Below are 15,082 nucleotides of genomic sequence, written 5' to 3'. Positions count from 1 at the left end.
CGAACAATCAGTCTTTCGACCTGCACACACCTGCGCAAGTCACGTCATCAACGTTCACGGAGCGCCCTGTTCATTTGATCGGTGAAGGGCTTGACGAAATAGGATGCAGCAGTCCTTTCCTGCGTTGAAATGAACACCTCTGCCGGCATGCCGGGAACGAGGCGCATGTCCTTCGTTTTGGCCAACGCGTCTTCCGTAAGCTGCGCATAGGCCACATAGTGCTCCTGACCATTGACAGGGTCCTTGGCCGAGGCCGGAGACACCATGACAATCTTTGCGGTCAGCTCGGGCGTTGTCGTCCGGTTGAAAGCTGTCAGCCTGACCCTGGCTCCTTGGCCCGCGCGCACCTGATCGATATCGGCGGGCGACACCTTAACCTCGAATCTCAGCTCGGCGCCATCAGGCACGATGGTGGCAATTCGCGCCGCTGGCGTGATCACGCCACCAATCGTGAATGCGAAAAGTTCGTTGACATAGCCGGTGATCGGCGAGCGGATTTCCGTGCGAGACAGGCGATCCTCGATCGCCAGCTTGCGCTCGTAGAGTTCGGAGATCTTTGCATCCACCAGGCGCAAGTCGCGCTGCGCTTCCGTGCTCGCATTCTGGTCGATGGCGATGATCTGCACCCTGATCTCGCTCGCGCGAACTTTCGCTCTCGCGATACTGGCGGAGATTTCACCCCGTTCACCCAGAATGCGTGCCCAGTCCCGATGCACCGAATAGACACGGGTGTATTCAACGATCTTCCGCGCAAAGAGATCATCCAGCTTGTCGCGCTCGGCGCCGACCAACTTGATCTCCTCCTCCTTGGCCGCAAGGCGGGCTTCCATGCCCTTTATCTCTTCGCCGGTCTGCGAGATGCTCAGCTCTAGCTGCTCCTTCTGGCTGTCACGTCCGATCTTGTTTCCCAGGAATAGCCGTTTTTCTCCATGAACAACCGTTTCGACCGACGTCGAAATCGCGGCGAGCTCGTTTGGAAAATCCAGCGAGGGCAAGTTATCGCGCTCGGCAATCAATCGCACCTGTCGACCGATCGCTTCACCCAGTTGCGAGCGCACGATCAGAAGCTCGGCCTTGATCTGCACATCGTCCAGCGTTGCCAGAATCTGACCCTGCTGGACGAAATCACCGTGACGCACTGCCAAGGTCTTCACGATCCCGCCGTCGCGATGCTGGACCTCTTTGAGATTCTGATCGACCTTCAATATGCCAGTCGTCACCACGGCGCCTTCGAGCTTGGCCAATGCAGCCCACCCGCCGCAGCCCGCCACGAGCAAGATGACGAGCGCCAGACCACCAAAGACCCGCGGCCAGATTCGAAAAGCACGATCAGGTCGCGCCGCCGGAACGACAGGTGACGGATCGATCGTATTGACATCGAAATGTTTCATCGTGTGATGCCTCTGTCTTCCTAGCTGACCGCGACGGTAAACTGCAGATGATGGTGCCCTGCGACCTCGATCGTATAAAATTCATCGAGGTGATCGGGACGATCGTGCACATCCACCATTGTGAACGCGCCTTCGTCCTGTTGCTCGAAGCGGAAACGAACCGGGCGATTGGATTGGTTTCCAGCCAGATAGATGTCGTCGAACAGATCTTCGATCTGTTCGCCAGCGTCCGTGTCGGACAGGTACGAGATCTCATAGGTGGCGGCGATAATCCGATCACCGACGGTGAAATCAGTAATCTTCCGAACCAATAGCGGTTCGTGATCATCGTCCTTTCGCTGGAATTCAAACGTGTCCTTGCCGCGACCGCCCGTCATAGTGACGGATCCCTCGCCCGCGATGAGATGATCGTCCCCGCTGCCACCGATGATCTTCTCGAAGGACTCGATCAGATCCTGACCGATGTCACTGCCATAGGCTCGACCTCGCGACATATCGACAGTGACGCTGAGTGTCGCCGTCGCATAAGAGAGCGTATCGAAGCCCGCTCCGCCTTTATATGAATCATCGTCGCAGTCGGCCGCAGCGAGGATCAGATCGTCGCCGGCTCCGCCCTCGACCTCATCGCTGCCCGCTCCGTCTGAAATGACATCGTTGAATGATCCACCGACCAGCCGATCATTGCCGGCGGCTCCATCGATCGACACCGCCCCGTCACCAGCAACGATGACGTCGCGACCTGTTCCGCCGACCACCTTTTCGAAACCCGCGACAGTGTCGGTACCGATATCGTCGCCTGAGGCGACGCCTTGCACCAGATCGACGCTGACACCCGTTTTCGACTCCGAATAGTCGAGCGTGTCGATGCCGGCACCGCCGTCATAGGCATCAGCATCACCATCCGCTGCCGCGACCACGTGATCATTGCCATTGCCGGCACTTACGATGTCCCGACCGGCACCGTCAAAGATGACGTCATCACCGTCGCCACCGTTGACGATGTCGTTGCCTGCGCCTGCGATCAGCCTGTCGGATCCGCCTTCACCATCGAGACGATCATCGCCCTCGCCGCCGTCGATCGTGTCGTCGCCCGCGCCGCCGCGCGCGATGTCGTCGCCTGTACCGGCCAGGATAATGTCGCGACCGGCGCCGCCGTCGATGAAGTCATCGCCATCTTCGCCGTTCAGGATGTCATCGCCATCCTCGCCAAAGATCCTGTCATTGCCAGCGCCGCCAAACACAATGTCATTGCCCGCACCGGCAAACACGATGTCGTTGCCCGGTCCCGCGTAAACGACGTCATTGCCTGCGCCCGCGACGATGTGATCATTGCCGAGCCCACCGATGATGAGGTCGTTTCCATCGCGCGCGTCGATATTGTCATCGCCGGCACTGCCGTCGATCGTATCCGCACATTGCGTTCCGAGAAGATTGTCATCCCCTGCAGTCCCGACGATGGGAGGAGCTTCGATGACATTGAAATACGCGACCTGAGGGACAATCGCCTGTCCATCGGTGATAAAGTAGCTGAGTTTGACCAGCCCGAGCATGCCCGCATCGTGCGTGAACGAGAAGCCGCCTTCTGCGGTCTGGCTCAGATTGCCCCAGTTCGCCGATACGTGAAGGACTCGTAGATTGTCGCCATCGGCATCGCTCGCACCCGCCAACAGTGTCAGCACCGAAATCAGAAAGGCCTGGCATCCGTACGTGTCTTGCAGATAGACCGGACCACTGACGCGCGGCGCGCGGTTGCGCGGCGGATCCGGAGTACCCGGATTACCGGGCTGCGGGCCATTCGAATCGCCGCCACCACCACCTCCACCGCCGATCCGGATCGGTTCGCTGGCCTGCGGCGTCTGACGGCTTTCTATGGCGCGGACTGGCTCCATGAAAGAATCTGCACTGACATAAGCCTTCGATGTTCGCTCGAGCCCATTCAGGTTCGACGTCGGAACGGTATGCTGCAGGTTCTCTTCGGCCTCCCGGGCGAGCGTAATTCTGACCGGCGGCTCGCCTGTCGATGAGCCGCGCTGGCGTTCCGTGCTTCCGGTAATGTCCTCGTCCTCGCCCGCATCCGCGCGGACCTCCTCCTTCGGAGCGTCCTCGCCGTTCTCCTTGTTCGGTTCTTCGGTCTTCTCGTCCTCGCGGGCTTCGACCCGGATCGGCAGGAAGCTGCGCAGGTAAGCAACGCAACCAATCACGAAAAGAAGAAAGACAGCCGGAATGAACCGCTTCTTCTTCTCCTGCTCGACGAAGTCATCTCGACTTTGGTGGGCCGGAACGAGTGGCTTTTTGGTTGCTTTGGCGACGATCATGCGGGCCTCCTCACGGGCACACGCGTGTCTTCCGGCTTGGTCTGCGATGGCAGGCCGGGCGTCATGATGTCCTGCTTGCTTCCGAACGACACCATGCGCCCGTTCTGGATGATCGCGACGAGATCGACAGCGACCAGCGCGCTCGGACGGTGTGCAATCACGATCGCGATCCCGCCGCGTGCACGGATTTTCTCGATCGCCTGCGTCAGGGCTGCCTCACCCTCGCCATCCAGATTCGAGTTCGGCTCATCCATGACGACGATGAAAGGATTGCCGTACAGAGCGCGAGCCAGCGCAACGCGCTGTCGCTGGCCGGCGGAGAGCGCCATTCCCTGGGGACCGAGCGGCGTTCGATATCCCAGCGGCATCTTCACGATCATTTCGTGGACGCCGGCGGCCTTTGCCGCCTCCACCACCTTGCGGTAATCCGGCTGCGGCTCGAAACGGCAGATATTCTCCTCGATCGTCGCATCCATCAGGCTGACTTCTTGCGGGAGATAGCCGATGTGCTGGCCGATCTCGTCTTCGCGCCACTGGCTGAGATCCGCACCGTCCAGCCTGACGCTCCCGCGCAAGACCGGCCAGATGCCCGTCAACGCACGGACCATGGTCGTCTTTCCACCGGCACTCGGGCCGATGATGCCGAGCGCCTGACCGGCCTCAAGTTCAAAGCTGATATCGCTCAGGATGATCTGCCCCGATGCCGGTGCCGCAACCGTCGCCTTGTCCACGGTCAAGCGCATGCTTGGAATCGGCAGTTGCATCGGCTCGTCGGCCGCCGCCAGTGCGACCACCGTGTCGCGCAAACGCTGATACGCCATGCGGGCAGCGATGAACGACTTCCAGTTTCCGATTGCGAGATCGACGGGAGCCAACGCACGCGCCGACGCCACGGAACAAGCGATAATCGCGCCAGCGGACAGTTCACCCTTGATGGTCAGATATGCGCCAAGACCGAGCAGCGCCGACTGCAGGATCATGCGAAGCACACGCGACACCGCAGCAAATGTGCCGGTGATGTCATTGGCCTTGGTTTGCAGCTCGAGATGCTCGCCATTGGCTTCATTGAACCGGCCGACCGCCCGCCCGGCGAAGCCCATCGCCTTGAGCACCTCCGCATTGCGCGCATTGCAGTCCGCAATGGTGTTGCGCGCGAGAGCAGCCTTGCGCGTCGAGACGCTGAGATTCTTCGTCATCACCTCGCTGACCACTGTCATGATGGTGAGCACGACAGCACCTGCAATCGTCAGAGCACCGAGCAGGGGATGCAAGACATAGACGAAAACGAGATAGATCGGCATCCACGGCAGGTCGAACAGCGCCGATGGCCCCTGGCTTCCAAGAAACCCGCGCACCGTATCGACGTCACGCCCTCTTTCCAGAGCCTCGGAGGTCGAGAAACCGAAGCGGGGCATATCGATGGCCACGCGATGCGCCAGTGGCGCGACGCGCTTGTCCATTCTGGCGCCGACGCGAACCAGAACCTGGGAGCGGATGACATCGAAGCAGCCCTGGAACAGATAGAGGCCAATCGCCAGACCAGAGAGCACCAGGAGCGTTGGAATGCTGCCGCTCGTCAGAGCGCGATCGTAGATCTGCATCATGTAGAGCGATCCGGTCAATGCGAGTACATTGATCAGACCGGACACGATGAACAGGAAAATAACGACGCTGCGGAAGCCGCGCGTCAGTTCTGCAAGGCTTCGACGTTTCGCGGGCGTTAGCTCTTTTGACTTTGCCATTGTGATGCTGCCTGAATTCGACGCGATACAAAGGGATCATGTATCGGGCAGCAGATCCATGATCTGCCGCCCGACACATCGCACGCTTAGAGGGAGACGTTCGCCGCTGTCAGCGTTTGATGTCCGGCGATCTCGATCTTGAAGTCAGCATCGGCGTTGCCATCGATATTGCCTTGCACGATCGTGAAATCACCGTCATCCCGCGACTCGAAGCTGATCGCGAGTTGGCCAGCTGCGGTGAATGCACTACCGCTGATCAAGGTGAAGCCCTGATCACCGCTCGCAGTGACATTGGCGTCGATGCCGCTGAGGTCGAGACGGTCGCCGGGTTCAAAACCGAGGATCGTGTCGCCATTGGCTGCCGATGCGGAAGTGAACTTGAACGTATCGTTGCCGCTTCCGCCGTCCATCACGTTGACAGCATTGCTCGCAATGATGACGTCGTTTCCGGACCCTGTATTGACGTTCTCGATCCCCCAGATCGTATCATTGCCGGTCTGAGAGCTTGAAACGCTTCCCTTGGCGAGTGCTCCGGTCCCGAGATGGACCGTGATGTTGGCGGTTATCGCGGACATATCGAGCGTGTCGATCCCCGTGCCGCCGTCGCTGTCATCGCCGAAGTAAACGTCGTTGCCATCGCCGATTTCCGCAACGATCAGATCATCACCGGCGCCGCCGAACACCGTATCGTCACCGGCACCCGCATTGATCATGTCGTTGCCGCCGTCGCCGAAGATGCGATCAGCACCGCCATCACCATAGACGATGTCTGCGTGATCGCCGGCGAAGACTTGGTCGTCACCCGCGCCTGCGAAGATGACATCGCGTCCGGCGCCCCCTTGATGAAGTCAGCTCCGCCACCTGCCGAAATGGCATCGGCTCCAGCCTCACCGATCAGAACGTCGTCGCCATCAAAGGCAACGATGCTGTCATCGCCGGCCGACCCAAGCAGAACATCCGCAAGCGGCGTGCCGGTCTTGATGACCCCCGTTACGGGAGTGACGATTGGACCGTCCGGATCATCGTCGTCGCCATCGGGATCGTTGTCTTCATCGTCGTCTCCGTCGTTCTCGTCGTCTTCTTCGTCATCCCCGTCGTTTTCATCGTCTTCTTCGTCGTCCTCGTCGTCTTCACTCGTCGTCGGGGTGTCGTCTTCATCATCCTCCTCATCATCATCGCCGTTCTGATCGTCGTCGCCATCATCCTCGTCTTCGTCTTCGATCTCTTCGGTCTGGAACATATGCTCGGGCAGACCGGTCATGCCCGTGTTACGTGCGATGATGTCCGAGAACTCCTGGCCGTCGATGAAATCCTCGTAGAAGTCGAAATTATCCAGACGATCGACGTAATAGAACCGGTCGCCGTCCTGGAGACGATCGAACTGATCGTGCAGCACCACCCAGAATGTCTGGCCGACGACACCACCATTGATATGCGCCTCGGCAAGACCACCGAGCCACAGGTCAACGCGGTCGATACCCTTGACGATACCGGAGCCATTTGCCTGCATCGCAATCGCGATATCCGGATTGATCTGCTGGAATGCAGCAATATCGCCCGAACTCAGCACAAGATCAGGGAATGCCTGCTTGAACTGGTTGATGACCACGTCACTGAGGCCGTTGCGGGCCTGGAAATCCTCCCAGGACACGTAAGGAGAGAGATCGCCGGCATAGCCCACCGACTCCGCCACATGCGGATCGGTCGAGGCCGCCAGATCCCGACGCACCTGATTCAGCGTGCCCAGACCAAGATCCCAACCGCGGGCCTGATTGAAGGCGAACAGATCCGCATTGATGCGCACAAGATCGTTGCGGATCGCATCGACGAGATTGAAGTCGACCTCTTCCGCAGGCTGGCCAACGATGCCACCGATGATCGAGCTGACGCCGTGCTGCTCATAGCCGGGCTTCGGGACATAGCCATATTGCGCAAGCTGTGCGAGCGGCAGCGTGAAGGCCGATGCGTCGTTGCTCGGATTGAGGAAGGCGTCGAACAGCGACACTTGCGTCGGATTTCCGTTCGCATCGAGAACGGTCATGGTCTGGCCGATCAGCGAGTGACCGAACCGGAACACGGCGCCGGCGAATTCATGCGAGATGCCGGGATTGACGGTCGGATCATAGCCATCGAAGCCATGGGTTCCTCCGCCTGCAGGGCTCCGCAGGCCCCAAGCAATGCATCGGCGTATTCCGTGAAGACGACGCGCTGATACTCCGCTTCGTTGATGATCTTCGCTGCCTGGAACAGTTCCTCCGCCGTTCCCTGGAAACCTGCAGCCTCCAATCCCTCGACGTGATGATTATGGTTGCGGGCCCACACGGTGTGGATGGCCGTCAACGCAAAGTTCTCGTTGGCGCGACCATCGCCGGCGACGTAGTGATCGAGCGGGCTGATATAGGGGTTGGTGTCCAGCAGCAAAGCGTGGCCCGTCCCCATGAAGCTGCTGATCATGCTAGGCAGCATCGCCGTGTTGATCACGCCAGCCGACGACACCAGACCGGCATAATAGGTCTGGAAGGACACCGACCCGCCATCGAGGCTTGGCGAATGGAAGACCGTGTTGTTCGCCCAGTGATGCTGGATCAGCTCGCGCAATGTCGGGAGTAGGTTGAAGTCAGGGTTTGACGGATCAGGAGCACCTGCCAGCAGGTGCGAACCAGTCCCGCCTTGCCCGTCACCTTCGCGCAGGAACTGCCCAACAAGATCGTTCGATCCGTAGGCCTGGTTCTGATCGACAAAAGGCGAGGTGTGGTTGATGTGCAGCGGGGTGCCGTCTGCTTCATATCCGACGACCGTACCGCGCGTCAGGTCGGCCGGGTTGCCCGAGCCTGGCGCACCATTGCCAGGTGCGCCAATCTGGATCGTGCCATTGCCGCCCTTGCCGAGGAAGTCGAGGCCATGGTCGATATACTGGCCCATCGCCATGAAGAAGATATTGGCGTCATTTCCGGCGTGAGGCAGACCAGCCTCTTGGGCGCCGAGAATGTTGCTGATATTTCGCGGATCGAGCCCCGCAAAAATCGGATTGATCGACAGATTGCCATTCGCGTCCGGGGCCCCGTAGTGAGGATTTGTGATACGGATGAACGGCTCGTCCGCGCTGCCCCAGGTCGGATTGGCGACATTGTTGCCGTGACCGGACAGGTTACGCACACCGGTCGGCACTTCATCGTCGCCGCCATTGGGCTGCAGCCCGTTGACGAGCGCCTTCAGGCCGGCGAGATCGCCCGGCGTATATTCGAAAGCACCCGTCACACCGTTTTCGTTGCCCGTAGGCGGCGATGTGTCCTGGAACTGCGGCGGCACGGCGCCGGTGAAGGTGATGGAGTTGGTCCCGTTGGAATAGGTCTGGGTGCCATTGCCGTTATTGACGAGCGTGTAGGTTGCTGTGTTCTCGCCCGGCGCGAGTTCGATCACATCCTGCGGACGCAGGTTTCCGATGATCGTGTCGTTTCCGCCGAAGGAGCGGAACAGGATGCGATGGGCGGACTGCAGGCCGGAGACATCGACAGTGTCATTCCCTGCCCCGCCATTCACGGTGATGGTGTTGAAGTTCAGGCTTGTCGGGTTGAAGTCTCCGATCGGTATGACCTGATCGGCACCACCTGCGGTGTTGATCACGATCTCTTCGATATCCGTGAGTTCGGCCACGATGTTGGCCGCGGTGACAGGACCTGCAACGCCGTTGGTATTGCGCGTAATCAATATTTCCGCGAGGCCGGCGGCGCTGTAGATGCCGGCGGCGACAGCGTCGGCCTTGGCATAGACGCGGAACACTTCCGCCACATTGGTGCCGTTGAGAATGAAGCGATCTCCGGCCGCGGTGGTTTCCGCGCCACCATCGATGAAATCTCTCCCACCATCCGCGGCATTCTGGGTGATGGTGTCATTTCCGCCGCCGGCAAAAATGTAGTCGTTGCCTGCGCCGGCGTTGAACGCACTCGCCGCATTGTTGCCGACCAGGATCTGCGAGCCGTTTCCGGTGGCGATATCGTTCGTATCGCGCGTGACGCTCACAGTTGCAGTGTCGCTCGCAATGCCATCGCTGGCGGTATAGGTGAACGTCCTGTTCGCGGCCGTCGTATGCGTCACGGTCACGGCTGTCGCGGACAGCGCGACGGAAAAGTCGGTCTGATTTTCCGTCACCGCCGTCACATTGAGCGTGTTGCCGTCCAGATCCGTATCGTTGGCCAGCAGCACCCATTTCGGAACGACGATGCCCGATCCATCAACGATGTTGGTAACCAGAGCATCGTTGTTGGCGACAGGAACATCATTCACTGAAATGACATTGACCGTGGTGGTGGCCACGTTCGAATTCATCACGCCATCGTTCACCGTGACGTTGATGATGCGATTTCCGGCCAACGGTGTTTGCGACGTGTTGTTGAAACTGACAGCCTGGATCGCGGCCTGATACGCAGCCTGCGATGCAGCCCCCGTCAATGTCACGGTAATCAGCCCTGCAACCGTGGTATCGACTGCAGAGGTAATTCCTGCCGGCAGTGTGCCGACGAGCAACTGATCGCCGGCCGATGCATTCGTGAGCACGATCCGCGCCGACGCCATCAGCGCCGCATCATCGACAATGGACGGACCACTGGCGATCGCAGCCGCCGCGCCGTTCTCCGTGAATGTCGTTGCATAATTCACGGTCGGTGCAGGATTTGGCACGGTCAGGTTGAATGCAACGTTGTCGATATCAACAAATTCGCCGGCGCCGTTGACGCCAGACACCGTGAAGCGGAGGACGGCATTGGCCGTGAATGGGCCCTGGAGATCAAAGCCACGATTGACGGAGTTTGTACCGGAGTTGATCGTCTCCAGAAGCGTGAAAGGCGCCACGCCGTTCGGAGAGAATTCGACCGTTACAGTCTCGCCAGCGTCGAAGCCGGTTTCATCGACCTCATAGGTCAGTCGGGCAGAGCTTGCTGCCGACAGGTTGACCTGTCGCGAAATACTGGCGCCGTCGCCGGCATCAAACTGCAACGAACCACCGGTGATGCGGATCTGCCCCGCGGCAGCTGTGGCGCTATTGTCGTCTCCTGTTTCGGTCCAGTCAGGTCCCCAGTTCAACGTACCATTGGTGTTGCCATAGTTAGCCGTTGTAAAATTATCGACATAGGTTCCGCCCGGATTATACGCATCCAGCTTCAGCTGTGGGGGCGACAGCGTGATGGTCTGATCCGAGAACTTAAGTTGTTCGATATTCCGTAGCGTATCGATGCCGTCCGACACAATGTTACGGCCGGTTGTCGGATCGATCGCGCCGGCAGTCACGGTGACATGCTCGACACGGATGCTGCCATCGGCATTTGCGGAGATCGCGTAATTCGCGCGAACGTCGTTGTACACCGCGACGTCCGTGGCACCAACTGATCCGGCGTCCAGCACTTCACGAACGATGTGAAGCTGGTTCGGCACGATGGTACGGGAAATCATCAGCTCGAACAGCGAGTGCCCGCGCCAGGCCGCCGGGACCGACGAGTCGTTGGCGAAGACGTGCTTCAGGCTGTCTACGGTGCCGATCTGATTGGCCGCGGTATTTTCCTGGCCCGCCCCGGTGATGCGGATGCGGACATTGAGCCAGCGGTCGCCGTCGAGAATATCGTCACCGCCATTGCCCTTCAGGATATCGCTGCCGCCGCCACCAAGCAGGATGTTTCCGCGCTCGAAGAAGCCCGTCGAATCCACGCCGACAATCTGGTCGAGCCCGGAGATCCGGTCGATGCCGGCCTGGTCGAGGCCATCCCTGAAGAAGACGCCCTCGGTCGTCGCGGTAATGTCGCCGGGTCCGATTTCACCGAAGACGCGGCTGTCGCCGATCAGGGTATCGTTCCTGTTCCAGCCCGACAGCGCTTCGACCTTGTCGAAGCGATTGCGCAGGATGTCCGCCTGCTCCGTCGTGAAGATCGGGATGTTCATGTCGGCATAGCCGTCGATGTTCAATCCTTTGAAGATCGCCCAGTCAAATCCGAACATGCCTTCATTGCGGATGACGCTCTCGCCTTGAACCATGATGTCGTCGCCGGATTCCGCGTCGAAATCATGCTCGTCGGTACCCGCGAACATCACGTCATGACCGATGATCGTGCTGTTGAAGAACAGCTCGGAATTGTCACCTGCCGTGGTGTCGAAACCGGCGCCACCTTCCAGCCAGTCGTCGCCTTCGTTACCCATGATCAGGTCAACGCCGTCGCCACCGAGGACGAAATCGTCGCCCTGGCCTGCGAAGACTTCTGTATCGTCAACGCCGACAAAGATCACATCCTTGCCGGAGCCGCCCATGATGATGTCAAGGCCGTTCGAATTGGCAATGACGTCGTCGCCTTCGTCACCTTTCAGGAAGTCGCCGCTGTCGCCGGAGTCGGTGATGATGTCGTTGCCTGCTCCGCCGTTGACCAGATCGACGCCAGCGCCGGCTTCGATGCGGTCGTCGCCCGCATCTCCCCAGATGCCGTCATCGCCGAAATCGGCAATGATTGTGTCATTTCCGCTGGTACCGCCGATGACGACATGCTCGCCGCCGGTAAAGCGGATGTAGTTGGCATCGGGTCCGACCGTTCCCGGATCATTACGAATGACCTTGCCCAGTCCGATCGCTTCGAAAATCGGATTGTCGCCGATTGGATCGACACCGGCGGTAGCGGCACCGTTGTAATCGACCTGGTTCGCTGCATTGACCTCCAGAACATAGTCATAGGCAGCGAATGCATCGACGCCGATATGACGTGGAACGATGTCGTCGGCCGTGCCGCGAATACCATCGGGGCCGGGTTGCGCAAGGTCGGTATTCGCCATGATGAGCTTGGCGAACGAGTTTTGCTCCAGCGACACCAAGAGGTTCTGCCCTTGTGTACGCGTCAGATAATAGAAGCGGTCGCCGTCCTGCAGATTTTCCAGCTGCGCTTCGAAGACTGCATTGAATGTGGAGCCGAGCATGCCGCCGAACGGCATCTTCTTTTCGGCAAGACCGCCGATCCACAGATCGATATCGTTCAGACCGCTATTCGCGGCCGTCCAGGCACCTGTGCTGGTGAGGAACGCAATTCGGTCAGCTGGCGCGATTTCGTCAGCGTCGATGGTTCCGCTACCATCCAGATCTGTATCACCCATCACGAGCAAAGTTGCAGCGTCGCGCTTTTCCTGCAGCGTGCCATTTTGCGGAATGCTGGAGTGCTTTCCGTAGGCAGCAATGAAGTTGATGACCGAGGCCGGGTTCTTCAGATTCGCGGCAAAGTCCACCCAGTGGTCGTAAGGCTTGAGGAAGGTCGAGCCAGTGGCAGCATAAAGCTGCTGCCTTGCGTCATTGAGCGTCGGAACGCCGGTTTCACGACCACGCGCGATATTGATGGCTGCCAGATCGAGCGGCAAACCGAGCAGATTGTTACGCAGCGAGCTGACGATGAATTCGTCGATTTCATTGCCGCGCTCGATCGTCATCCCGCGCACGATGGAGGCTGCGGCCTGATCGGCTGTCAGATCGTTGAGGGGGTCGCCGTCGTTCTGATGGTCGAAACTGATCGGATTGAGGAATGCCTCGACCAGGCTGATGTCAGAGTCGAACACGTTGCCGTTTTCGTCGATGCGCGGCATGTTGTCCGTTAGCATCGAATGGCCGAAACGATACACCGTGTTCGCAAACTCGGCGAAGATCGCCGGATTGATGTCGGTCGCGTTGTTGAACACGAACGGATCGATATTCGGCTGGATCTTGCGGGCGAACTCCTCGAAGACGAGGTGCTGATACTGCATTTCGGTGGCGAAACGCGCTGCCTGGAATAGCCGCTCGCCGTCCCAGTTCAGGGTCGCTGCCAACGCTTGTGCGCCGGCAACGGTGGTCGGAAGTACCGTGCCCGTGGGCAAGTCGGTAGCCAGCCACTCGTTGACGAAATCCAGGTTGCCGCTCTGCAGGATGGTCAGCTTCTGCGCTTCGACCTGCCGATTGTGCTCCGAATGGAAAATGTGGTGAACCGTCGTGAGACCGATATTTTCGTTGCCGCGGCCATCGCCGGTGACGAAGTGGCGATCTAATAGCTCGTTGTCGTAAGCTAGCTTCTGCCCCTGAGCGTTCCGCGGGATTGCATTCCCCGCAATTAGATCCGCATCCGGCACGAGATTGCCGCCACTTATTACCGGCGCGGCGCTGTCCGCGATGTCATCAAGGAACGCATGTCCGATACGGACCGCTCCAGTAAAAGTGCTCGATCCTACCGTGAAACTGCCAAACGTGCTGATCGGTGCGTCCCGCGTGCCGGACACCACAATGTCATCAGCGGTGTTGGGAATGCCGTCGGCGCCGATGCCCAGAATGAGTTGGGCATATCCTGTCACCGGATCTGGAATGAACTCGCCATAGGCGTCGGTGCGGAGCAACGGGATATTGAGCACATCGCGATCGTCGAGCTGGATGCCCAGCATCGTGCGCGCCTGCTCCTTGATGTCGGCCCAGGTCGGCAGACCATCATTGGCTCCGTTGAGCAACAATCCGGTCGAAACCGTCTTGCCGGCAACGGTCGCATATTCGCGCAGGAACACCTGGTGCGACGCATGGGAGGTGTAGGTCTGGTTCTGATCTACGAAGGGCGTCGTTGTGTTTCGGGCATCATTCCCCGCAGCGGCGCCGTTGACGTCCGTTGCGCGGGTCAGGACCATGAAGCGCTGCGATGGGCCGACCTCGTCACCGGTGTTTGGAACGCCATCCGGACCATGTGTGATCAATGGGTCATCGGCCTGCAGCGGTATGTAGACCGTCCCGCTGCCGCCCTTGGTGATAAGATCCAGGCCATGGTCGAAGAACTGCCCGAAGAACGTCATCCAGGCGTTGAAGGGAGCCGTGAGCCCCTCGTCTGCCGAGATATTCGGAATTGCGGCCAGATCCGCATTGGTCAGAACCTTGTCGTTCACTCCCAGAACGGTGCCTGGAGCCACAGGGGTCTTACCGGGGTTTGCTTCCTCCCAGGCGGCGACCGCGAGAGGATTTGCAAACCAGGCAGCGATCGCGGCCGGATTGTTGACGCTCATGTCGACGATCAGATTCGAAATGATGCGTGGATCGGCATCGACCACGTGGCCGGAATTTCCGTAATTTGTGTTGGTCTGCAACCCTCCGGGGCCTGGCCCATTGTTGTCGAACTCATCACCATCGGCGTCGTTGCCGTACTTCCCGTTCAGCAGCCGCGGCATCGTCTGGTCGGCGGCTCCCCACAGCTCGCGCCCGGGCACGACGTTGTTGTAGCTGCCATCGACGGTTCGCAAGCCGACCGGGACATGCGGGTCCGGTATGGCCAAAACCGCACCGGGCGTGGATGCTGACACGACATTACCGGCGGCATCGACATAGATCTGTGTGAGCGGCGTTCCCGCAGCATGGGCTTCGGCCACCTTGATCTGACGCAGAATAAACGCGAGGTCGGCCTGATTGACGGTGAACGCGGTCATGTCCCACTCCCGGATTTGGCGCACCTCGAACGGCACGCGACTGATCTTTTCCCGGGAGTAGTGCACACCAAGTACGCGGCTTGTTTAACCGCTAACGGTCCAGTCGTTCGTACGACCAATGTCAGGGAGGAAATTGCCCGAAGGTCTGGGGACTTTGGTCTGTCGGAATTTCGACTTTAGGCCGAAAAGA

4 protein-coding genes and 2 pseudogenes are annotated in these 15,082 nt (G+C 59.5%); all 6 read right to left on the bottom strand.

Annotated elements, in window-relative coordinates; translation table 11 throughout:
* Positions 1-47: 47 nt before the first annotated feature.
* A complete protein-coding gene (locus RPMA_RS04965; protein ID WP_211911795.1) occupies positions 48-1,391 on the bottom strand; it encodes an HlyD family type I secretion periplasmic adaptor subunit in 1,344 nt (447 codons plus the stop codon).
* Positions 1,392-1,411: 20 nt separating this feature from the next.
* Positions 1,412-3,706: a calcium-binding protein gene (locus tag RPMA_RS04960; protein WP_211911794.1), complete on the bottom strand. Its 2,295-nt coding sequence runs from the start codon at positions 3,704-3,706 to the stop codon at positions 1,412-1,414.
* Positions 3,703-5,448 carry a type I secretion system permease/ATPase gene (locus tag RPMA_RS04955; protein WP_211911793.1) on the bottom strand — a complete coding sequence of 582 codons (1,746 nt, stop codon included), beginning with the start codon at positions 5,446-5,448 and terminating at the stop codon, positions 3,703-3,705. The genes RPMA_RS04960 and RPMA_RS04955 overlap by 4 nt, the downstream gene beginning before the upstream one ends.
* A gap of 86 nt (positions 5,449-5,534) precedes the next feature.
* On the bottom strand, positions 5,535-6,266 hold the full coding sequence (locus tag RPMA_RS28375; RefSeq protein ID WP_408056539.1) for a calcium-binding protein: 732 nt from the start codon (positions 6,264-6,266) through the stop codon (positions 5,535-5,537).
* Positions 6,158-7,773 (bottom strand): annotated as a pseudogene (locus RPMA_RS28715) (peroxidase family protein); the annotation flags it as partial. The pseudogene RPMA_RS28715 and the gene RPMA_RS28375, both read right to left, overlap by 109 nt.
* 408 nt (positions 7,774-8,181) lie before the next feature.
* Positions 8,182-14,892: pseudogene (locus tag RPMA_RS04940) on the bottom strand (peroxidase family protein); the annotation flags it as partial.
* Positions 14,893-15,082 lie beyond the last annotated feature (190 nt).

Origin of the sequence: Tardiphaga alba (assembly GCF_018279705.1) — a bacterium.
Lineage (GTDB): Bacteria > Pseudomonadota > Alphaproteobacteria > Rhizobiales > Xanthobacteraceae > Tardiphaga > Tardiphaga alba.
Note: the sequence above shows the minus strand (reverse complement) of the source record. Positions and strands in the feature narration are given on the sequence as shown.

Bases quoted from the DNA above. Each gene is read 5' to 3' on its own strand.
- RPMA_RS04955 (WP_211911793.1), bottom strand. From the start codon at position 5,448: ATGGCAAAGTCAAAAGAGCTAACGCCCGCGAAACGTCGAAGCCTTGCA.
- RPMA_RS04965 (WP_211911795.1), bottom strand. From the start codon at position 1,391: ATGAAACATTTCGATGTCAATACGATCGATCCGTCACCTGTCGTTCCG.
- RPMA_RS04960 (WP_211911794.1), bottom strand. From the start codon at position 3,706: ATGATCGTCGCCAAAGCAACCAAAAAGCCACTCGTTCCGGCCCACCAA.